This is a genomic window from Microbacterium sp. K2 (genome assembly GCF_051365005.1).
Lineage (GTDB): Bacteria > Actinomycetota > Actinomycetes > Actinomycetales > Microbacteriaceae > Microbacterium > Microbacterium foliorum_B.
The window spans coordinates 1,387,600-1,409,865 of the sequence record NZ_JBLWII010000001.1 but is presented as its reverse complement, the minus strand read 5'-3'; the positions used below and the strand labels follow the sequence as shown (position 1 = coordinate 1,409,865).

Here is a 22,266-nt window from a genome sequence, read left to right as displayed (position 1 = left end):
CTCCTTCTCAGTCTCCCAGCCGTCGGCGTCATCGCGTGCGCCCGGTAGTCTGGGGTGGTGACCATGGAGATCGAGCTCGGCCGAGGCAAGCGTGCGCGTCGCGCGTACACGTTCGATGACATCGCGGTGGTGCCTTCGAGGCGCACCCGCAACCCGGAGGACGTGTCGACGGCCTGGACCATCGACGCCTTCGGCTTCGGCATCCCGGTGCTCGGCGCCCCGATGGACTCCGTCGTGAGCCCTCAGACGGCGATCATGCTCGGACAGCTCGGCGGACTCGGCGTCCTCGACCTCGAGGGCCTCTGGACCCGCTACGAGAACCCCGAGCCGCTTCTGGCCGAGATCGCCGCGCTCGACGAGGGTGAGGCGACTGCGCGTATGCAGCAGCTCTACTCCGAGCCGATCAAGCCGGCCCTCATCACGCAGCGTCTCGCCGAGATCCGCGAGGCAGGCGTGACCGTCGCCGGATCCCTGACCCCGCAGCGCACGCAGGAGTTCTACGACACCGTCGCCGCGGCAGGCGTCGACCTGTTCGTCATCCGCGGCACCACGGTGTCGGCCGAGCACGTCTCGAGCGTCGACGAACCGCTCAACCTCAAGAAGTTCATCTACGACCTCGACGTCCCCGTCATCGTCGGCGGAGCCGCCACCTACACCGCGGCACTGCACCTGATGCGCACGGGGGCGGCCGGCGTCCTCGTCGGATTCGGCGGAGGAGCGGCATCGACCACCCGCGCCACTCTCGGCATCCATGCTCCGATGGCCACGGCCGTCTCGGACGTCGCCGCCGCCCGTCGTGATTACCTCGACGAGTCGGGCGGACGCTACGTGCACGTGATCGCAGACGGCGGCGTCGGAACGTCGGGCGACATCGTCAAGGCGCTCGCGATGGGGGCAGACGCGGTCATGCTCGGCGTCGCGCTCGCCCGCGCCACGGACGCACCCGGTCGCGGCTTCCACTGGGGTCCCGAAGCGCACCACCCGAAGCTCCCTCGCGGCCGCCGCGTCGAGGTCGGCGGCATCGGCACCCTCGAGGAGATCCTCTACGGTCCTGCCCCCGTCGCCGACGGCACGTCGAACCTGATCGGGGCGCTCCGCAAGTCGATGGCCACCACCGGATACTCCGACCTCAAGGAGTTCCAGCGGGTCGAGGTCGTCCTCGCGCCCTACGAGGCCTGAGGCACGCACGACGCTGTGACTTCTGCTGCTCTGTTCCCGCCCACGCTTCGCGAGGTCATGCTCCGGGGACGCTGGATCGGGATGCTCGTGCTGTGCCTGGTGGTCGCCGGTGTGTTCGCGTGGCTCGGCCAATGGCAGCTCGAACGTGCGATCGAGACGGATCCGCCTCCTGCGGGTGCGACCGAGCAGGTGCGCCCGCTGGCCGACGTCGTCGAGCCGGGGCAGTATCTGCCCGAACCGCTCGTCGGGCAGAAGGTCGAGACGACGGGGACCTGGATCCCCGATGACTTCCTCATCGTGTCGAGCCGATTCAACGACGACGTCGAAGGCTACTGGGTGACCGGTCAGCTGCGGGTCGCCGAGCGCACGTCGATCGCGGTGGCCATCGGCTGGACGGCCGACCGCGCAGTCGCCGATGCGGCCGTGGCGGAGCTGAACGAGGGCGACGCGGAGGCGTCGATCGTCGGGCGGGTCATCTCGGACGAGGGGCCCACCCTGCCGCCGAAGGACGATCCGCAGCGCATGGACCGGATGTCGACAGCCGCGCTCCTGAGTCACTGGCACGACATCGACGACCTCGATGTCTATCGGCCGTACCTGGCCTCGGTCACCGCGACGGCGGGTCTCACCGACATCTCCTCGCCGGCGCCCGACGAGCAGTCGCCGGTGAACTGGCTCAACATCTTCTACGCCGCCGAGTGGGCGATCTTCGCCGGGTTCGCGTTCTATCTCTGGTACCGACTCGCGAAGGACCAGTGGGAGCGAGAGGTCGAGGAGTTCGAAGACGCCGTGGCCACAGCCGGCGATCCCGCCTGACTCGACCCGCATTCGCGCGGGGGACTGCGCGCATCTGAGCGCCTGCTCGCACGATGTTCCACCTTCGTCAGGGGCGCCTTCGGACGTTCGGTGAGGGCTTGGTTACCAATCGGAAAACTCCGTTGAGGTTGTCCGAGGGCCTCCGTATGCTCGCTCACATGTGCGTCAGCTGAGAGCTCGCACAGCCGCGGTTTCACGAGATCCGTCGCCAGACCACACCCGAGGAGACAACACAGATGATGTCCGCTCCCGACGCCGCGAACCGCCAGGTTCCCGGGTCAGATCGCAGAAGTCGGGGGCGTCTCGGCGTTCTCGCCGCCACCTGCGTCGCCGCATTGGGCGCCAGCGCCCTGATCGTCGCGCCAGCCTCCGCCGATGTCTCGGGAACCGGGGTGGTGATCAACGAGGCGTACCTCTCCGGAGGCAGCGCCGGTGCCGCGTTCACGAACAAGTTCGTCGAGCTGTACAACCCCACGGCGGCACCCGTCACGCTCGACGGGCTCTCGCTGCAGTACCGATCCGCGACGGGCACGGCAGCCTCCAACGGCGTCGCACCGCTGACCGGCGTCATCCCCGCGGGCGGCCACTATCTCGTGCAGGCAGGCAGCAACGGAGCCAACGGCGCCGCACTGCCCACGGCCGACGCCGTGAGCACTCTCAACCCCAGCGGCACGAACGGCACACTCGCACTCGTCGAGGGCACGACGGCGATCACGCTGACCCCCGGCTCGGTCACGGGTGTCGACGGTGTCATCGACGTGCTCGGCTACGGCACCTCGAACACGTTCGAGACCGCCGCGGCGACGCCGCCCGCGGGGAACACCGATGTCAGGTCGCTCAACCGCACCGGCGGCAAGGACACCGACGACAACAAGGCCGACTTCAGCCTGTCGCCGACCATCACGCCGCAGAACACCGGCACCGTTCCCGATCCGGACCCGGAGCCCGAACCCGAGCCGACCGAGGTGTCCATCGCCGACGTGCAGGGCACGACCGACGTCTCGCCGCTGAACGGCCAGACCGTCACGGTCGAGGGCGTCGTCACGGCCGACTACCGGACCGGCGGCTACAAGGGCATCGTCATCCAGACCGAGGGCTCCGGCGGAGCGAACGACGCGACGCCAGGAGCATCGGACGGTGTCTTCGTCTTCCTGAACGCACTCGCTCCCACGCTCGCGATCGGAGACCTCGTCTCGATCACCGGCTCGGTCAGCGAGTACTTCGGCCAGACCCAGCTCACCCCGGCGTCGCTGAACGGCATCTCCGTGGTGCAGGCAGGCGTGGGCGTTCCTGAGGCCACGCCTCTTCCTGACGCCGCAGTCGGCGTCGACCGCGAGCAGTACGAGAACATGTACGTGGCTCCCGCGGGCACCTACCGCCTCGCGTCCAGCCACCAGCTCTTCAACTTCGGAACGCTCTGGTTGAACGCCGGCGCCGACCTGAACGTCAAGAGCACCGAGACCACGCGCCCGGGCGCCGAGGCCTCGGCGATCGCGGCGGCCAACCGGGCCAACCGCATCCTGCTCGATGACGGATGGTCGATCCAGGTCTCGAACAGCGGCCACCCGAACGACCAGCCGTACTTCACCAAGGACCTCATCGTCCGCAACGGCGACACCGTCGACTTCAGCGACAGCGGATACGTGCTCCAGTACGGCTTCGACGACTGGCGTCTGCAGCCGGTCGTGCCGATCGACAGCACCTCGCCCGCTGAGCTGAAGGTGGGCTTCGAGGCGACGAACCCTCGCGCTGACTCGGCTCCGACGGTGGGCGGCGATGTGCAGGTGGCATCGTTCAACGTCTTCAACTACTTCACGACGCTGAAGAGCGAGAACTCGAACGCCCGGGGCGCGGCGAACGCAGCCCAGTTCGAGATCCAGAAGTCGAAGATCGTCGCGGCGATCAACGGCCTGGACGCTGAGATCGTGTCGCTGATGGAGATCGAGAACTCGATCAAGCTGGGCGGCCCCCTAGATCAGGCGCTCGCCGACCTGGTCGACGGACTCAACGACGCGCTCGGCAGCGAGGAGTGGGACTACGTCCGCACCCCCGACGAGCTGAACGACTCGGCGACGACCGACTTCATCACCAGCGCGATCATCTACAAGAAGGGTGCCGTCGAGACGGTGGGCGACAGCCTGACCGTGACCGACGAGACCGTGTGGGGCAACGCCCGCGAGCCGATCGCCCAGGCGTTCGACATCGATGGCCGTGTCGTGACCGTGGTGGCCAACCACTTCAAGTCGAAGTCGGCGCCCGAGGGCGGTGGCGCGGAGCCGGCCGATGGCCAGGGGTTCTTCAACGCCGATCGGGTGAAGCAGGCGAACTCGCTCAAGGGCTTCACCGAGACGATCGAGGAGACCACCGGCAGCAGTGACATCCTGCTCATCGGCGACTTCAACGCGTATGCCAAGGAAGACCCGATCGAGGTCTTCACGACGGCGGGCTGGAGCGATGTCGCTCGCGAGAAGGCCCCCGACCAGCACACCTACACGTTCGACGGCGAGCTCGGCTCGCTCGACCACGTGCTGGCATCCCCGTCGCTGGCCGCATCGATCACGGGCGCAGGTGTGTGGAGCATCAACTCTCCGGAGTGGAGCGATCGCGGATACGCTTTCGGCGCCACCGAGGCGGGCACGCCGTTCCGCTCCAGCGACCACGACCCGATCGTCGTCGGAGTCTCTTCCGAGATCCCGCCGGTGAGCATCGACGTCGTCACGATGAACGACTTCCACGGGCGCATCGAAGCCGACGGGGCTGCCGCGGGCGCGGCGGTCGTCGCGGGAGCGGTGCAGCAGTTCCGCTCGGAGAACCCGAACACGATCTTCGCCGGCGTCGGCGATCTGATCGGGGCCTCGACCTTCACCTCGTTCATCAACGATGACAACCCCACGATCGACGCGCTCAACGCGGCCGGTCTCGACGTCAGCGCTGCGGGCAATCACGAGTTCGACCAGGGCTGGGAAGACCTGCGAGACCGCGTGCAGGACCGCGCGGACTGGGAGTACATCTCGTCGAACGTGTTCGTCACCGAGACCGGAGAGCCCGCGCTCGCACCGGCATGGGTGAAGGAACTCGACGGCGTGCGCGTCGGCTTCGTCGGCGCAGTCACCGAAGACCTCGACTCGCTCGTGTCCCCTGAGGGCATCGCGGATCTCGAGGTGCGCAGCATCGTCGATTCGGTGAACGCCGTGGCCGACGACCTCCGCGACGGAGACACAGCCAACGGAGAGGCGGATGTCGTCATCCTCCTCGTCCACGAGGGCGCATCCAGTGCCGAGCTGTCGAGCATCACTCCGGACTCGCCTCTGGGCGAGATCGTCTACGGGGTCGATGAAGACGTCGACGCGATCGTGTCGGCTCACACCCACCTCGCGTACAACCACGTCATCGACGGCCGCCCGGTCATCTCGGCTGGTCAGTACGGCGAGAACCTCGGCCTCATGAACCTGCAGGTCGACCCGAAGACGAAGGACCTGATCTCGATCACCAACGAGATCAAGCCCCTCACCTCGGGCGGAACCGCCCTGTACCCGGCGGTTCCCGAGGTCGCCGACATCGTCGCGAAGGCGAAGGCCGAGGCGGACGTGCTCGGCGCGGTCAAGGTCGGAGACATCACCGCCGACTTCAACCGTGCTCGTCAGGCGAACGGCTCGGAGAACCGCGGTGGCGAGTCCACCATCGGCAACTTCGTCGCCGACGTGCAGAAGTGGTCCACCGGCGCCGACATCGCGCTGATGAACCCGGGCGGCATCCGTGCCAACCTGACGTACGCCTCGTCGAACGCGAACGACCCGAACGGCAACGTCACCTACCGCGAGGCGGCGACGGTGCAGCCGTTCGCCAACACGCTGGTGACGCTGTCGCTCACAGGCGAGCAGCTCAAGGGAGTGCTCGAGGAACAGTGGCAGCCGGCCGGTTCGGCGAGACCGTTCCTCAAGCTCGGCGTCTCGGAAGGGCTCGTCTACACCTACGACCCCGCCGCGGCTCAGGGTTCGAGGATCACCTCGATCACGCTCGACGGCACGCCGATCGACCCGACGGCGAACTACACGGTCGCGGCGAACTCGTTCCTGGCAGCGGGTGGAGACAACTTCTTCACCTTCCGCGAGGGGGCGGGCAAGCGCGACACCGGCAAGATCGATCTGCAGTCGATGGTCGACTGGTTCGACGCGAACCAGACGGCGACTCCTGACCTCGCGCAGCGCGCGGTGGGTGTCTCGATCAGTGCTCCGGATGCCGACGGCTACAGCGCCGGTGACCAGGTGACCGTCGCGCTCTCGTCGCTGGCGTTCAGCGCGGGGGAGCAGGCGCCGGGTGAGGTGACGCTGTCGCTCGGCGGCACGCAGCTCGCCGCGGGTGCAGTCGACCCGACGATCGTCGACGCGACCGATGAGGCGGGGCGCGCGTCGCTCGGCTTCACGGTTCCGTCGGGCGTCTTCGGGGAGCAGGTGCTCACCGTCGCCGTCGCCGGGACGGGCACGACCGTGCAGGTGCCGTTCACGATCGCGGGCGAGGAACCGGTCGAGTTCGCCGGCTCGATCGACCTCGGCTCGTCGAAGGTGGCCGCGGGCAAGAAGCTCACGGTCACGGGTGAGGGCTACCTGCCGGGTGAGACCGTGACCGTCGAGCTGCGACCGAAGAAGGGATCGGCCGTCGAGGTCGGCACCGTCCAGGTCAAGGCCGACGGCACCTTCTCGACCTCCGTGACTGTGCCGAAGAGCACTCAGCCCGGTAAGTACACGGTCGCGGTGTCGCAGGCAGACGGAGACGAGGCGACCGCCACGGTCACCGTCAACCGCGCAGGTGGCATCGGCGGCATCATCGACTGGCTGTGGGATCTCCTCAACGGCTGGTTCTGATCTGATGCCATGACGAGCGGGCCGGGGGAGGGATCCCCCGGCCCGCTTCGTCGTCCGGAGCCTTCGTGCACGCGACGAAGGAATAACCACATCGCCACTTGTCTTTAGTTTGTTTTCTGTTGTATCGTGTGGGAAAGTTTTCCACCCGCAACGGAGCAACGGAGCAGCGATGTACGCGATGGAGCGACAGCAGGGCATCGAACGGATCCTGGCCGACGACGGACGAGTCTCGGTCGTAGACCTGGCGCACCGCTTCGACGTGACGACGGAGACGATCCGCCGCGACCTCGCAGCGCTCGAGGAGACGGGTTCGCTCGTCCGCGTGCACGGGGGAGCAGTCGCGAAAGACGACAGCACGAACGAGTCCTCGGTTCTCGAGCGCATCCAGCAGCACGGCCCCGCGAAGCGGGCCATCGCCGACCGCGCTCTGGCGGCGCTGGGCCCTGAGTTCCATGGCTCCGTGTTCATCGACGCCGGCACGACCGCTGCGGCCGTGGCCGAGGGGCTGTCGGCCCACACCGCACCCGCGCCTCAGGGTTCTCGTGCCCGCGTCGAGGCTGTGACGCACTCGCTGACGATCGCGCCTCTGCTCGCAGCAGCGGATGGCATCTCGCTCACCGTCATCGGCGGCCGGATCCGTGGGGTCACCGCGGCGGCGGTGGGGGCGGAGACAGTCGCGACCATCGGCAGGCTGCGCCCCGACGTCGCGTTCATCGGAGCCAATGGCATCTCGGCCGGATTCGGGCTCAGCACGCCCGACCCCGACGAGGCATCGGTCAAGGCTGCCATCGTTCGTGCGGCCCGCCGCGTGATCGTGGTGGCTGACTCCAGCAAGCACGACAGAGAGCTGCTCGTGTCGTTCGCGTCGGTGCGCGACATCGATGTGCTCGTGACAGATGCGGAGCCGCCCGTCGACCTCGCGACAGCGCTCGCCGACGCGGACGTCGAGGTGTGGATCGCATGATCGTCACCCTGACCGTCAATCCCGCCCTCGACCGGACGATCGCGCTCGAGGCACCTCTGCGTCCGGGTGAGGTGCAGGCCGCCCTCTCCGCACGAGAAGAGGCCGGCGGGAAGGGCGTGAACGTCTCGCGCGTGGTCGCCGCCGCGGGAGTCGATACCGTGGCCGTGCTGCCGCTCTCGATCGAGGATCCCTACCGTGCTCCGCTCGCCGCGGCAGGCATCGCGACCGTCGCTGTTCCCGTCGCACGGCAGGTGCGGACGAACCTCGCGATCACGGACCCCGACGGCGTCACCACCAAGGTCAATCTCTCGGGCAGCCCCCTCAGCCCCGTCGATTCGGCGGCCGTGGTGACCGCGGTGGTCGACGCGAGTGCGGATGCCGACTGGCTGGTTCTCGCGGGCTCGCTTCCCGACTCGACAGCCGCCTCCTTCTACGTCGACGTCATCGGTGCGGTGCGCGATCGGTGGGGAGACAGCGCGCCCCGAATCGCGGTCGACGCATCGGGTCCGGCCCTCCTCGAGGTCGTCACCCACGCGTCGGTCGACCTGATCAAGCCGAATGATGAAGAGCTCGCAGAACTGCTCGCGGTACCCGTGGACGGGAGCAGCCCCGAGGCGCTCGTCGGCACCGTACGCGCCGTCGTTCCCGACCGCGTCGCGGCCGCGCTCGTCACGCTCGGAGGATCAGGCGCGGCGCTCGTGACGGGAGCGGGCGCTTGGTTCGCCGCCGCGCCGCGTATCCGGGTGGTCAGCACCGTCGGGGCCGGGGACAGCTCGCTCGCGGGCTATCTGCTCGCCGACCTCGCCGGCGCGGACGCCGCGGACCGGCTCACTTCCGCCATCCGCTACGGCGCCGCCGCGGCGTCACTCCCCGGGTCTCAGGTGCCGACGCCGGCCGACCTGGGGCACCACGACATCTCTGTCCGATCGATCTGATCACTGACGACCACTGGAGGTCATCATGTCCGACACCATCACCGCCGAGCTCGTCAGCATCGACGTGCCGCTCGGCACCGACAAGGCGGCTGTCATCCGCGCCCTCGCAGAGCGGGTCGCCGAGCAGGGGCGCGCCCGCAGCGGCGAGGCGCTCTTCGCCGACGCCTGGGCCCGTGAGGAGATAGACGAGACGGGCCTTCCCGGCGGTATCGCGATTCCCCATGCGAAGAGCGCGTCGGTCACGACGGCCACTCTGGCGTTCGCCCGGCTCGAGCCCGGCGTCGACTTCGGCGCGCCTGACGGTCCCGCAGACCTCGTCTTCCTCATCGCTGCACCGGACACCGCCGCCGAGGCTCACCTCGCGATCCTGTCCAAGCTCGCCCGCAGTCTGATGCAGGACGAGTTCACGGGTGCGCTGCGGGCTGCGGGCTCTGCCGACGAGGTGGTCCGGATCGTCGACGCCGCGATCGCAGATGAGCCGGCTGCCGATTCTCCCGCCGATGCACACGACAAGGCGCAGCCGGTGACTCCTGCCGTATCCTCTGCGGCAGGAGGAGGGGCGACGGCGAGGATCGTCGCGGTCACCGCCTGCGCCACAGGAATCGCGCACACGTTCATGGCCGCCGACGCACTGACCGCCGCCGGCCGCGAGGAGGGCATCGACCTCGTCGTGGAGCCGCAGGGTTCCAGCGGGTACAAGGCGCTGCCGCAGAGCGTCATCGATGAGGCGGATGCGGTGATCTTCGCGGTCGACGTCGATGTGCGCGAGCAGGAACGCTTCGCGGGCAAGCCGGTCATCCGCTCGGGCGTCAAGCGCGGCATCGAGGAACCGAAGCAGCTCATCGCCGAGGCGATCGCTGCGGCGGGCGATCCCTCAGCGGCGCGGGTCTCCGGGACCGCGGCCTCTGCCGCATCCGGTGCCTCGTCCGCTGCCGCCCCGCAGTCGATCGGCCGGCGGATCCAGCGCATCCTGCTCACGGGTGTGAGCTACATGATCCCGTTCGTCGCGGGCGGCGGTCTGCTCATCGCACTCGGATTCCTGTTCGGCGGTTACGAAGTGAACGCCGACAACCAGGCGTTCACCGTGATCCTCGAGAACGCGCTGTGGGATCTTCCCGCGGGCGGGCTGGGGCAGTACATCGGATCGGTGCTGTTCGTGATCGGTGCCACCTCGATGGGCTTCCTGGTCTCGGCACTCTCCGGGTACATCGCCTTCGCCATCGCGGACCGGCCCGGCATCGCACCCGGCTTCGTCGCCGGTGCCGTCGCGGTGCTCATGAACGCCGGCTTCATCGGCGGCATCGTCGGCGGTCTGCTCGCCGGTGTGGTCGCCTGGGCCATCGGCCGCATCGACGCCCCGCGCTGGCTCCGGGGCCTGATGCCCGTCGTGATCATCCCGCTCCTGGCATCGCTTGCGGCATCCGGTCTCATGCTCCTCTTCCTCGGTCGACCGATCGCCTGGCTGATGCTCGTGCTCAACGACTGGCTGACGGGACTCGCCGGCACATCGGGAATCATCCTGGTGGGGGTGATCCTGGGGCTGATGATGTGCTTCGACCTCGGCGGCCCCGTCAACAAGGTGGCGTACGCCTTCGCGACCGCCGGACTCGCCTCGGCCTCCACCGACAACCCCACTCCGTACCTGATCATGGCCGCGGTGATGTGCGCAGGAATGGTGCCTCCGCTCGCCATGGCGCTCGCGTCCACCGTGCTCGACCGCCGGCTGTTCACTCCGGTGGAGCGCGAGAACGGCGTCGCGGCATGGCTCCTGGGTGCGTCCTTCATCAGCGAAGGGGCCATCCCGTTCGCGGCTGCGGACCCGCTGCGGGTGATTCCCGCGTCGATGCTCGGAGGTGCGGTGACTGGTGCGCTGAGCATGGCACTGTCGGTGCAGTCCCTCGCACCGCACGGGGGGATCTTCGTCTTCTTCGCGATCGATCCCATCTGGGGCTTCCTTCTCGCGCTGGTGGCGGGAACGCTTGTCAGCGCGTTCGCCGTGGTCGGCCTCAAGCGCTTCGCGCGGTCGAAGACGTCACGGGAGGCATCCCCGGTCGCCGCGGCGGCCTGACCATCGGCGCGGTCGCCGCGCCGGAGAACGACAAAGAAGGAGAGACGGAAATGACAGAACGACAGGCGATCATCGCGAGCGGCTCCGGCCTGCACGCTCGTCCGGCCAAGCTGTTCGTGGCGGCCGTGCAGGAGAAGGGCATACCCGTGACGATCTCGGCGGGCGGTGGTGCCGAGCTCAACGCCGGCAGCATCCTCGCTCTCATGGGGCTCGGGGCATCGAAGGGGACGACCGTCACTCTGCGCTCCGATGCTGAGGGGGCGGAGCAAGCCCTCGACGAGCTGGCAGCGTTGCTCGAGACGGATCTCGACGCCGTCTGAGGTCGCATTTCGTCTCGGGCCGTCAGTCCCTGACCTCACGGGGTCAGGGACTGACGATCTCGACCTCGGCCTGGGCGAGCGCTGCGGCGAAGTCGGGCGCGGGGGAGGCGTCCGTGACCAGGTAGTCGGCCCGATCGAGGGTCGTGACCTGGGCGAACAGCCGTCTGCCGAACTTCGACGAGTCGGCCAGGATGGCGGTGCGGTCGGCGCGCTGGATCATCTCGGCCATCATGTTCGCGTCGCCCATGTTCGACGTCGAGAAGCCGGCCTCGTCGATGGCGCCCACGGCGATCAGCGCCAGATCGCAGCGGATGTCGACCTCCGGTCCGCCCGGGGTCATCATGAACGTCACGGGTCCGGTGGTGGCCTGGGTGATCGCCCGCACGGCGCCACCGAACACGTAGAGGTCGCGGAAGGCCGAGGGGGAGATCTCGGCGGGGATCCGCAGGTTGTTCGTGGCGATCGTGAGGTCGCGGTGATTGCGAAGGGCCCGCGCAAGGGCCAGGGTGGTCGTTCCGGCGTTGAGCATCACGACCGCTCCGTCATCGATGAGCCCCGCGGCGAGGCGAGCGATCGTCTCCTTCTCCTCGGTCTGCATCCGCAGGCGGACGTCGAGCGCTCGGTCCTTGAGCTGCCCCTCCGCACTGACGGCTCCTCCATGGGTGCGGATCACAACGCCTTCCCGGTCGAGCTGATCGAGATCGCGACGGATCGTGTCGATCGAGACGTGGAAGTGCTCGGCGAGGCCGCCGACGGTCACTTCTCCCACCTGCTCGACGTACGAGGCGAGATCCGCCTTCCGGCCCGCCGGGAGGCGGCGCTTGGGCGACGGTGCGGTTGCTTCCATGCACACATCTCTAGCACATAAGAGCGAGAAAGTCGGCAGAGTTCAGCAGAAAACTGCAGATCGGATGCGGTGCAGATCTGGACTGCAGTGCCCGCCGTGGTGGCGATGTGGGGATGTATCTGTGAGTACATCCATCGAATAGCGCAAAGAAGTGCTTGACGTTCTCGCAAATGACGGCATAACATTGCTCAAAACCGCATGAACAAGCATCGAAGCGCGTGTGCGGCACGATCTCGAAGAGGAGAAGTGATGAACACAGTGGGACGAGGGCGACGCATTCTCAAGCTCGCCGGCGCCGCGACAGCAGCCGTGACAGTCCTGGCCGTGGCTGGGTGCGCGGCAGGCGACAGCGGAACCGACGGCGGGGATGGCGGAGACGTCACGATCGAATTCGCGCAGTGGTGGGAGCCCGAACTCCCCGACGGCGAGTTCCGGGCGCTCATCGACGAGTTCGAAGAGGCGAACCCGGGCATCACGGTCGAGCTCGTGAGCGGACCATACGCATCGACCAAGGAGCAGCTCTTCGCCGGAGCAGCATCCGGCACCATGCCCGACGTCGTCGGTCTCGACGGCGCATGGGTGAACGACTTCGCCTCGCAGGGCGTCATCTCCGACCTGACCGCTCTGATGGAGGAATACGACTACGACGACAGCGAGCTGGCCAGCCAGATCCAGGTCGATGGCAGCACCTACATGATCCCGGTCGTGAACTTCGTCTACCCGATGTTCACGAACGACAGCCTGCTGGCAGAGGCGGGCGTCACCGCCCCGCCCACCACCCGCACGGAGTTCGCGGATGCAGCCTCGAAGGTCTCGGCGCTCGGCGGCGATGTCTCGGGCTGGGTCCTCCCGCTCTCGCTCGAGGCTCCCAACGGCGTGCAGAACGACGTCATGTCGTGGGTCTGGGCCTCTGGCGGCTCGATGCTGAAGGACGGCCAGCCCGATCTGACGAACGACGACGTGACCTCGGTGGTCGATTTCATCGGCGGTATGTGGGACGACGGCTCGATCGCCTCGGGTTCCTTCACGATGAAGGAGCAGGACAAGGTCGAGGAGTTCACCAACGGTCGGGTCGGCATGATGATCGACTCGCTGGCGCACATCAACCTGATCCGCGAGACGAACCCCGACCTGCAGTTCTCGATCTCGGCGCTGCCGGCTGAAGACGGCTACGACGGCGAACGGGGCATCCCTTACGCATCCTGGGGAATCGGCGTGGCCGAGAACTCGGAGCACAAGGAGGCGGCGTTCAAGCTGGTCGAGTTCCTCATGAGCGAGCAGACCAACTCCGAGCTCTCGACGATGGCCAACGCCTTCCCCGGCAACTCGACGTCGGTTCCCGGATTCGTGGAAGACGACGAGCTGTTCGCGCAGGCGTTCGAGATCTACCAGGCCGGTTACCCCGCCAACGAGTTCACCGGGCTCCCGGTCGCCGAAGAGCTGATGCGTCAGCTCGGCGAGCAGCTGCAGTCGGCCTTCGACGGGCAGCAGTCGATCGACGACGCGCTCCAGAAGGCACAGGAGGAGTGGGTCGGCGAGTTCTGATCCTCCGCCTCCCCACCTGAACGGGGTGCCGCATCGCGACGAGTGCGGTGCGGCACCCGACCAACCAAGGAGCACCGGTTCTCATGAGCCTGAAGATGTCCGACGACACCGAGGTGATCGTCACAGGGGTCGCGCTGTCGCGGCGACGCCGACAGCTGCGCAAGACCACGGAGTCGTACGGATTCCTCTCGCCGACGATCATCCTGCTGTTCGTGCTGATGATCATCCCGATCGTGATGGTGATCGGCTACTCGTTCCAGGACAACGTGATCCTGAACAAGTCGCCCGAGTTCGTCGGAATCCGGAACTACGTCGAGATCCTCTCGGATCCCGGCTTCTGGAAGGCGACGGGCAACACCATCCTCTTCACGGTGGTGAGCGTCGCCGCACACCTCGTGCTCGGTCTCGCGTTCGCGATGATGCTCAACAGCCCGCTTCTCGGTCGGTTCTCGCGCTCCCTCTTCCGGGCTCTCTACGTGCTGCCGTGGCTCTTCACGGTCGCGGTGATCGCGGTGCTGTGGCGCATGCTCCTCGCTCCCAACGGCGTCGTGAACTTCCTGCTCAACACCGACATCGAGTGGCTCGCCTCTCCGCAGCTCGCGCTGGGCACCATCATCTTCATCAACATCTGGGCCGGCTACCCGTTCTTCATGGTGAGCCTGCTCGCAGGTCTCCAGGGGGTCCCCGCCGAACTGCACGAGGCAGCGACCGTCGACGGCGCGAGCAGTGTGCAGCGGTTCTGGAACGTGACCATCCCGCAGCTGCGCCCCATCATCATCAGCCTGGTGCTGCTCGACCTGATCTGGACCTCGCAGCAGTTCGCCCTCATCTGGATGACCACGGGTGGCGGACCGATCGATGTCACGGAGGTGCTCAGCACCTTCACCTACAAGCTCGCCTTCGCCAAGTACGACTTCTCGCTCGCGGCGACCTCCGCCGTGCTGGTCCTGCTGATGTCGATGGTGCTCGCCGTGTTCTACGTCCGTCACCAGAAAGCGAGGGACTGATCATGGCTCTCACCGCAGTCAACCAGCGCCGTGTCGCGAAGACCGGCCTGACCATCGGTCTCCTCATCGGCGCGGTCTTCGCCGCCGGCCCCGTGCTGTGGATGCTGTCGAGCTCGTTCAAGTCGAACACCCAGATCTTCGAGCTGCCTCCGCGGCTGATCACCGACACGTTCTCGTTCGACGCCTACATCGCGATCTTCACGAACCCCGAGACCATGAGGTTCTTCCTGAACAGCTACATCGTGGCCGGGTCGGTCACGATCCTCACCCTGATGGTGGCGATCCAGGCGGCCTACGCGTTCAGCCGGTTCGAGTTCCGCGGCAAGCGCATCCTGAACGTCGTGATCGTCAGTGTGCAGGCTGTTCCGCCCATCACGCTCCTGATCCCGTACTTCGGACTCATGGTGGCGCTCGGCCTGTACAACTCGTACCTCGGGCTGATCCTCACCTACATGGTGTTCACGCTTCCCTACGCGATCATCATGATGACCGGCTACTTCAACACCCTGCCGAAGGAGCTCGACGAAGCCGTCCGCGTCGACGGCGCCGGGTCGATGACCGCCCTCTGGCGCATCCTGGTGCCGATCTCGGTGCCCGGCATCGTCTCGGTCGGCATCTACACGTTCATGATCGCGTGGAACGAGTATCTGTTCGCCCTCACGCTGACGCGCACCATCGACATGCGCACCGTGCCCATCGGCATCCAGCTGCTCATGGGCCAGCACTCATACGAGTGGAACCAGATCATGGCGATGAGCGTGCTCGGGTCGATCCCCGTGCTCATCCTCTTCCTCATCTTCCAGCGGTACTTCATCAGCGGTCTCACGGCGGGGTCCGTGAAGAGCTGACGTCGTCCGACGGATTCACCACCACCACGAAACAGGAGAAACACGTGCTCTACACCGGCAAATCCATCCTCGATGTCGCCAACGAGAACAACTTCGCCATCCCGGCGTTCAACATCAGCGACTGGGCGATGTTCAACGGCGTCATGGACATCAGCGAGGAGAAGGCCGCCCCGGTCATCATCGCCATCCACCCCGATGAGGTGTCTCACATCACGACCGATCTGATCGCGGCGATGCACTCCCGTGCGCACCGCTCGAGCGTGCCCGTCGCGATCCACTGGGACCACGGCGGCAGCTACGAGCAGATCATCACCGCGATCAAGGCCGGCTTCACCTCGGTCATGATCGACGCCTCGTTGCTCCCGTTCGACGAGAACGTCGCGCTGACCCGCAAGGTCGTCGACGCCGCGCACGCCGTGGGCATCCAGGTCGAGGGCGAGCTCGGCACCATCGGTGCGAACGACAGCTACGGCGAGTCGGGCGCGGCCGAGATCATCTACACGAACCCGGTCGACGCTGTGCGCTTCGTCGAGGAGACCGGGGTCGACAGCCTCGCCATCGCGATCGGCACCTCGCACGGTCTGTACCCGAGCGACAAGAACCCCGAGCTGCGCCACGATCTGCTCGAAGAGATCAAGGCGGCGATCGGCATCCCCCTGGTGCTGCACGGCGGTTCCTCGAACCCGGACGCCGAGCTCCGCCGCGCGGTCGAGCTGGGCGTCAACAAGATCAACATCTCGAGCGACATCAAGGTCTCGTACCACAACCGCATGCGCGAGATCCTCGGCACCGATCAGCGTCTGCGCGAGCCGAACGCGATCCAGCCGATGGCACTCGAGGCCATGAAGGCCACGGCTGCTGAGAAGATCGACCTGTTCGGTGCGGACGGCAAGGCCTCGCTGTACTGAACCTCGACCTCGGAAGGATGATCGGCGACGTGGACAGAACGCTCGTACTCGGACTCGGCGGCACCGTCGACTATGAGCTCACGTGGGATTCGTCGGTGTTCGACAGGCTGGCGCACGCACACGGTGTGCGGCGGCACGAACTGACCACCACGGCGCCGATCACCGACGAACGCTCTCTGCTGGTGGCAGTGCTGGCGTTCGTCGCCTCGGGAACCGGTGCAGAGAGGTTCGTCGCCTCGTCCCAGGTGATCGAGGACTTCGTGTCGCACTTCGCGTACTCGATCACGCTCGGGGGCACCGGTGTGCGGGCAGGCCTCGTGCTCGACGCACTCGGCATCCCGAGCGTCCAGCACCTCGTGAGCATCGACGACAACGTGCGCCGGCTGCTGCCGGAGTCGATCGCGTACATCTCGTCGGCGACCGAGGACACCCTCGATCCGCACCTCATCGTGCAGTACCCGGTCGGTGCGCACGTGCGGCTGACGGACGGCGATGTGCTCTCGCCCGCCCCCAACCGACTGATCTTCGCCAACGATCCGCCGAACAGGCGGATGCTGCTCTCCGGCGACCTCGCATCCGCGCTCACCGACGCAGGAGTCTTCCTGGTCTCCGGATTCAACACCATGCAGGATCACGACCTGCTCGAACTCCGACTGGCCGAGGTGCAGCGGGCGATGCAGAGTCTTGCGCACGACTCCCTCGTCTACTACGAGGACGCGGGGTTCTACACCCGCGACTTCGCCGAGACGGTGCGTGCGCGACTGCTGCCGCAGATCGACGTCTACGGCATGAACGAGGACGAGCTGCAGGAGTATCTGGGGCGATCGGTGAACCTTCTCGACCCGGCTGACGTCATCCGCGCCCTCCGCGAGGCGCACATGATCATCCCGGCGCGGGCGCTGGTCGTGCACACCCGCTACTGGGCGATCGCGACAGGGCCGGATGCCGTTCGACACCGTGCCGCGCTCGACAGCGCCGTGCGGGTCGCCGCCACCCGCTACCGCGTCGGCGACGCACTGCGGGCTGACGACGTCGATGACACGGCTGCGATGCCCCGTCACGGGGGAGGAGAGGCCCTGGTCGCCGCAGTCGAGGCCGCTCTGCGGGATGCCGTGGGCGTCGCGGCGTTCTCGCTCGATGTCGCATCGCCCACCACTGTCGGTCTCGGAGACACGTTCGTGGGCGGTTTCCTCGCGGGAGCCGTGCGATCGAAGGAGCACGCATGAACCCCATCCTGCTGCCGTCGAACAGGCCGGCCGAGCGCTTCTACCGTGGCGGCGCGCGCATCAGCGCCTTCCGAGGAGAAGACGGTGACGCGCCTCGAGAGCCCGAGGACTGGATCGGCTCGACGACCACCGTCCGCGGTGAGCCCGAACTCGGTCTCACCACGCTCCCGGACGGGCGCGTGCTGCGTGAGGCGGTCGAGCAGAATCCGGTCGCCTGGCTGGGTGACGACCACGTCGCGCGGTGGGGTGCCGACACCCGGCTGCTGGTGAAGCTGCTGGATGCCGGACAGCGGCTGCCCGTGCATGCGCACCCACATGACGACTTCGCGGCGACGCATCTCGGTCGCGCACATGGGAAGGCCGAGGCCTGGTACATCCTGCAAGGTGGGACGGTGCACGTCGGCCTGCGCCAGGACGTCGAGGCGGCTGATCTCGCCGTCCTCGTCGATCGACAGGATGCGACCACGCTGCTCGGGCTGCTGCACGAGGTCGAGGTCGTCGCGGGTGACGTGGTCTGGGTGCCGCCGGGTGAGCTGCATGCGATCGGAGCAGGTGTGCTGCTGCTCGAGCTGCAGCAGCCGGAGGATCTGTCGATCCTGCTCGAATGGGGAGACTTCGCGATCGACGGCGCGGCTGTCGGGCACCTCGGCCTCGGCTTCGCACTGGCGCTCGCCGCCGTGAACAGGTCGGCGCGATCACGCGACGAGCTCGCGATGCTCGTGAGCAGGGCGCCGGTTTCCGGACCTGCGTTTCCCGCCGCCGCCGATGAGTATTTCCGCCTCGAGCGGATCCCCGTCGACGGCTCGGCGGTGATCGGACGCGGTTTCGCGATCGTGATCGTGAGCCGGGGGGAGGTCACGATCGATGGACGGCGACTCCCTGCCGGCTCAGCGCTGCTCGTGCCGGACGCGGCCGGTGCACTCGATGCGACCGGCGCGGGCGAGCTGCTCGTGGCGCGCCCGCCCGCTCCCTGAGCCGGAATCGGCGCGGATTTCCCCGGCTAGACTGGAGCCATGCCCGAACCGAAAGTCGCCAGCTTTCCGGCGATCCGTGGTGCGCTGAAGTTCTACCAGATCGCGTCGATCATCACCGGAGTCATGCTGCTCCTGCTGGTCACCGAGATGGTGCTGAAGTACACGCCGATCCATCTCGAACTGTTCGTCGGCGGGTCGGGTGGGCCCGTGTGGTTCGCCGGCGTCCTTGCCGGGGCGGACTGCCAGTGGTGGTCGCTCTTCGCACCCTGGACGAACTCCTGCGAGATGACCTCTCTCGGCGACGGATTCAACGTATCGCTGTTCATCCTCGTCGCCCACGGCTGGTTCTACGTCGTGTACCTGTTCGCGTGCTTCCGCATGTGGAGCCTGATGCGCTGGCCGTTCCCGCGTTTCATCCTGCTCGCGCTCGGCGGTGTCATCCCGCTGCTGTCCTTCTTCATGGAGGCCATCGTCGCCCGTGAAGTCAAGACCTACCTCGCCACCCGTGAGGCCGCTGAGGCCTCCACCCCCGTTACGGAAGGTGCCCGTTGACCGAGCAGTCCGAGACCCAGCAGCGCCCCGCACTCGTCGTCGATTTCGGCGCGCAGTACGCTCAGCTGATCGCCCGTCGAGTGCGTGAGGCCGGTGTCTACAGCGAGATCGTGCCGCACACCGCCACGGCCGCCGAGATCGCCGAGAAGAACCCTGTCGCGATCATCCTCTCGGGTGGTCCGTCGTCGGTCTACGAGGAGGGTGCTCCCCGCCTCGACCCCGCCGTCTTCGATCTCGGCGTGCCCACGCTCGGCATCTGCTACGGCTTCCAGTACATGGCGCAGACCCTGGGTGGCGAGGTCGCGAACACCGGCCTGCGCGAGTACGGCGCAACGGATGCCGTCATCTCGGGTGACGGCGGCACGCTGCTCGCCGGCCAGCCCGCCGAGCAGAACGTCTGGATGAGCCACGGAGACCAGGTCGCCAAGGCGCCGGAGGGCTTCGATGTGCTCGCCACGACGGACGCCACCAAAGTCGCGGCGTTCGCGAACGAGGAGCGCGGCTTCTACGGTGTGCAGTGGCACCCCGAGGTGAAGCACTCCGACCACGGCCAGCGCGTGATCGAGAACTTCCTGCACAAGGGCGCCGGACTCGCCTCCGACTGGAACAGCGACAACGTGATCGCCGAGCAGGTCGAGCGCATCCGCGAGCAGGTGGGTGACGCGCGCGTCATCTCGGCGCTCTCGGGCGGCGTCGACTCGGCCGTCTCGACCGCTCTCGTGCACAAGGCGATCGGCGACCAGCTCACCGCGGTGTTCGTCGACCACGGCCTCCTCCGCAAGGGCGAGCGCGAGCAGGTCGAGAAGGACTACGTCGAGTCCACCGGAGTCCGTCTGATCACGGTCGACGCGGCAGACGTCTTCCTCGGTCACCTCGCGGGCGTCACCGACCCCGAAGAGAAGCGCAAGATCATCGGTCGCGAGTTCATCCGCGCCTTCGAGAAGGTGCAGCTCGACCTCGTGGCTGAGGCGAAGGCCTCGGGCGGCGCCCCGGTCAAGTTCCTCGTGCAGGGCACGCTCTATCCCGACGTCGTCGAGTCCGGTGGCGGCGCAGGCACGGCCAACATCAAGTCGCACCACAACGTCGGCGGGCTCCCCGATGACCTCGACTTCGAGCTCATCGAGCCGCTGCGCGCCCTGTTCAAGGACGAGGTCCGCGCGATCGGACGCGAGCTCGGCATCCCCGAGGCGATCGTCGGACGCCAGCCGTTCCCCGGACCCGGCCTCGGCATCCGCATCATCGGCGAGGTCACGCAGGATCGCCTCGAGATCCTGCGCGAGGCCGATGCGATCGCGCGCGAGGAGCTCACCAAGGCGGGCCTCGACCAGGACATCTGGCAGTGCCCCGTCGTGCTGCTCGCCGATGTGCGCTCGGTGGGCGTGCAGGGCGACGGCCGCACCTACGGGCACCCGATCGTGCTGCGTCCGGTGTCGAGCGAAGACGCCATGACCGCCGACTGGACGCGTCTTCCCTACGACGTGCTGTCGAAGATCTCGAACCGCATCACGAACGGCGTCCGCGACGTCAACCGCGTCGTGCTCGACGTGACGTCGAAGCCGCCGGGAACCATCGAGTGGGAGTGACGCAGGAGCTCCCACTCGCGTAGGCACTGCGTGGCACTCGACCGCGCCAGCGGGCGAGTGGGAGTGACGCAGGAGCTCCCGCGCAGATGAGCTGAACGGGCACGGACCATCACGGTCCGTGCCCGTTCGCGGTATTTCGGGCAGGATGAGCGTATGACCAAGGCGCGGACGAAGATCACGGTTATCGGTGCGGGCAGCGTGGGGGTGAGCGTGGCCTATGCCGCGCTGATCCGGGGGAGTGCTGCCGAGGTCGCGCTCTACGACATCGCGACCGACAAGGTGGATGCCGAGGTGCTCGACCTCGCGCACGGCACGCAGTTCACGTCGGCGGCGGTGAGCGGAGGCTCCGATCTCGCCGTCGTCGAGGGCAGCGACGTGATCGTGGTGACAGCGGGGGCGAAGCAGCAGCCGGGGCAGACCCGCATGGAGCTCTCGGGCATCAACGCGCGGCTGCTCGAGACGCTGATGCCGCGGCTCGTCGAGCGCGCTCCGGACGCGGTGTTCATCATCGTCACGAACCCCGCCGATGTGATGACCGTCGTCGCGCAGCGCGTCTCGGGGCTTCCGCCGCATCGGGTGTTCGGGTCGGGCACAGTGCTCGACACTTCACGTCTGCGCTGGCGTCTCGCGCATCGCGCGAACGTGAGCACGGCGAGCGTGCACGCCGACATCGTGGGCGAGCACGGCGACACCGAGTTCCCGCTCTGGTCGAACGCGACCATCGGGTCGGTGCCGATCCTCGACTGGCCCGCCGACGAGCCGTTCACCACCGAGGAGCTCGACCGCATCGCGATCGAGGTGCGCGACGCCGCCTATGCCGTCATCCGCGGCAAGGGGGCGACGAACCTCGCGATCGGCGTCAGCTGTGCCCGCATCGCCGAGGCCGTGCTGCGCGATGAACGCGCCGTGCTCCCGGTCGCGACGGTGCTCGACGGGGAGTACGGCATCCACGGCGTGGCACTCTCGGTGCCGTCGGTCGTGGGTGCGGCCGGCGCCGTTCCGCTGGCCGAGACGCCGATGAGCGACCACGAGGAAGCCCTTCTGCAGGCCTCGGCCGATGCGATCCGCGTGGCGATCGAGCAACTCGGCTGATCGCCTCGAGACAGACTCAGAACTTTTTTCGGCATGGATGTCGATCTGAGGCATCCGCGTTCGACGTCTTCAATGAGAGGGTCGACAGGCGGCCCCACCACCAAGGAGAACACCATGAAGTACATGCTGATCATGCGCTCGAACGACGACGCGGTCGAGGCGTACAAGGAGATGCCGTTCGAGCAGGTCATCGAGGCCATGGGCAAGTACAACGAGTCGATGATCAAGGCCGGCGTGCTGGCTGCCGGTGAGGGCCTCAGCGACGCCGCCGAGGGATTCGTCGTCGACTTCAGCGCAGAGACCCCGCTCATCACCGACGGCCCCTACGGTGAGACGAAGGAGCTGTGCAACGGCTTCTGGATCCTCGAGGTGTCGAGCCGTGAAGAGGCGGCGGAGTGGGCGAGTCGGGCACCGCTCGGACCCGGTTCGTTCCTCGAGGTGCGACGCGTGACCGACGAGTCGGACTTCCCGGCCGACAACGAGTGGATCGAGAAGGAAGCCGGCTGGCGCGAGGAGCAGGCGCAGCGCGCCCAGCAGTGA

The 22,266-nt window shown here is 67.4% G+C and carries 18 protein-coding genes; 17 read left to right on the top strand and 1 reads right to left on the bottom strand.

Annotated features, from left to right (window positions below; genetic code table 11):
- Window positions 1-63 precede the first annotated feature (63 nt).
- From ACLKOY_RS06945 to ACLKOY_RS06915, 7 genes are all read left to right on the top strand, one after another.
- Window positions 64-1,179: a GuaB3 family IMP dehydrogenase-related protein gene (locus tag ACLKOY_RS06945; protein WP_042539210.1), complete on the top strand. Its 1,116-nt coding sequence runs from the start codon at window positions 64-66 to the stop codon at window positions 1,177-1,179.
- Window positions 1,180-1,236: 57 nt separating this feature from the next.
- Window positions 1,237-1,995: an SURF1 family protein gene (locus ACLKOY_RS06940; RefSeq protein WP_436454106.1), complete on the top strand. Its 759-nt coding sequence runs from the start codon at window positions 1,237-1,239 to the stop codon at window positions 1,993-1,995.
- Between the two features lie 236 nt (window positions 1,996-2,231).
- Entirely contained in the window at window positions 2,232-6,857 is a 4,626-nt protein-coding gene (locus ACLKOY_RS06935; protein WP_436452989.1) for an ExeM/NucH family extracellular endonuclease, read from the top strand.
- 169 nt (window positions 6,858-7,026) lie between these two features.
- On the top strand, window positions 7,027-7,821 hold the full coding sequence (locus ACLKOY_RS06930; protein WP_436452988.1) for a DeoR/GlpR family DNA-binding transcription regulator: 795 nt from the start codon (window positions 7,027-7,029) through the stop codon (window positions 7,819-7,821).
- Window positions 7,818-8,756 (top strand): 1-phosphofructokinase family hexose kinase, encoded by a 939-nt coding sequence (locus ACLKOY_RS06925; protein ID WP_436452987.1) that lies wholly within the window; start codon window positions 7,818-7,820, stop codon window positions 8,754-8,756. Before ACLKOY_RS06930 ends, ACLKOY_RS06925 begins: the two co-directional genes overlap by 4 nt.
- A 25-nt stretch (window positions 8,757-8,781) precedes the next feature.
- Entirely contained in the window at window positions 8,782-10,824 is a 2,043-nt protein-coding gene (locus tag ACLKOY_RS06920) for a PTS fructose transporter subunit IIABC (protein ID WP_436452986.1), read from the top strand.
- Between the two features lie 50 nt (window positions 10,825-10,874).
- On the top strand, window positions 10,875-11,144 hold the full coding sequence (locus tag ACLKOY_RS06915) for an HPr family phosphocarrier protein (RefSeq protein ID WP_436452985.1): 270 nt from the start codon (window positions 10,875-10,877) through the stop codon (window positions 11,142-11,144).
- 43 nt (window positions 11,145-11,187) lie between these two features.
- Here the strand turns inward: ACLKOY_RS06915 and ACLKOY_RS06910 are convergent, their stop codons facing one another.
- The gene (locus tag ACLKOY_RS06910) at window positions 11,188-11,991 is read right to left on the bottom strand and encodes a DeoR/GlpR family DNA-binding transcription regulator (RefSeq protein ID WP_363571784.1); all 804 of its coding nucleotides are present in this window, start codon (window positions 11,989-11,991) and stop codon (window positions 11,188-11,190) included.
- A gap of 249 nt (window positions 11,992-12,240) precedes the next feature.
- Between ACLKOY_RS06910 and ACLKOY_RS06905 the strand changes: the two genes are divergently transcribed.
- The 10 genes from ACLKOY_RS06905 (at window position 12,241) to ACLKOY_RS06860 (ending at window position 22,266) form a co-directional block, all read left to right on the top strand.
- Complete coding sequence (locus ACLKOY_RS06905) at window positions 12,241-13,536, top strand: ABC transporter substrate-binding protein (RefSeq protein ID WP_436452984.1); 1,296 nt, start codon at window positions 12,241-12,243, stop codon at window positions 13,534-13,536.
- Window positions 13,537-13,619: 83 nt separating this feature from the next.
- Window positions 13,620-14,543, top strand: a complete 924-nt coding sequence (locus ACLKOY_RS06900) for a carbohydrate ABC transporter permease (RefSeq protein ID WP_436452983.1) — start codon at window positions 13,620-13,622, stop codon at window positions 14,541-14,543.
- 2 nt (window positions 14,544-14,545) lie between these two features.
- Complete coding sequence (locus ACLKOY_RS06895) at window positions 14,546-15,391, top strand: carbohydrate ABC transporter permease (protein ID WP_140036385.1); 846 nt, start codon at window positions 14,546-14,548, stop codon at window positions 15,389-15,391.
- Window positions 15,392-15,435: 44 nt separating this feature from the next.
- Window positions 15,436-16,299 carry a ketose-bisphosphate aldolase gene (locus ACLKOY_RS06890; protein WP_363571776.1) on the top strand — a complete coding sequence of 288 codons (864 nt, stop codon included), beginning with the start codon at window positions 15,436-15,438 and terminating at the stop codon, window positions 16,297-16,299.
- A 29-nt stretch (window positions 16,300-16,328) separates the two neighbouring features.
- Complete coding sequence (locus tag ACLKOY_RS06885) at window positions 16,329-17,525, top strand: ADP-dependent glucokinase/phosphofructokinase (RefSeq protein ID WP_436452982.1); 1,197 nt, start codon at window positions 16,329-16,331, stop codon at window positions 17,523-17,525.
- Window positions 17,522-18,499, top strand: coding sequence for a class I mannose-6-phosphate isomerase (locus tag ACLKOY_RS06880; protein ID WP_436452981.1), 978 nt, complete (start codon window positions 17,522-17,524; stop codon window positions 18,497-18,499). The genes ACLKOY_RS06885 and ACLKOY_RS06880 overlap by 4 nt, the downstream gene beginning before the upstream one ends.
- Window positions 18,500-18,538: 39 nt before the next feature.
- On the top strand, window positions 18,539-19,051 hold the full coding sequence (locus ACLKOY_RS06875; RefSeq protein WP_140036389.1) for a DUF3817 domain-containing protein: 513 nt from the start codon (window positions 18,539-18,541) through the stop codon (window positions 19,049-19,051).
- Window positions 19,048-20,634, top strand: coding sequence for a glutamine-hydrolyzing GMP synthase (guaA, locus tag ACLKOY_RS06870; protein WP_290159661.1), 1,587 nt, complete (start codon window positions 19,048-19,050; stop codon window positions 20,632-20,634). The genes ACLKOY_RS06875 and guaA overlap by 4 nt, the downstream gene beginning before the upstream one ends.
- A 153-nt stretch (window positions 20,635-20,787) precedes the next feature.
- Window positions 20,788-21,726 (top strand): L-lactate dehydrogenase, encoded by a 939-nt coding sequence (locus tag ACLKOY_RS06865; RefSeq protein WP_436452980.1) that lies wholly within the window; start codon window positions 20,788-20,790, stop codon window positions 21,724-21,726.
- A gap of 114 nt (window positions 21,727-21,840) precedes the next feature.
- A complete protein-coding gene (locus tag ACLKOY_RS06860; protein WP_436452979.1) occupies window positions 21,841-22,266 on the top strand; it encodes a YciI family protein in 426 nt (141 codons plus the stop codon).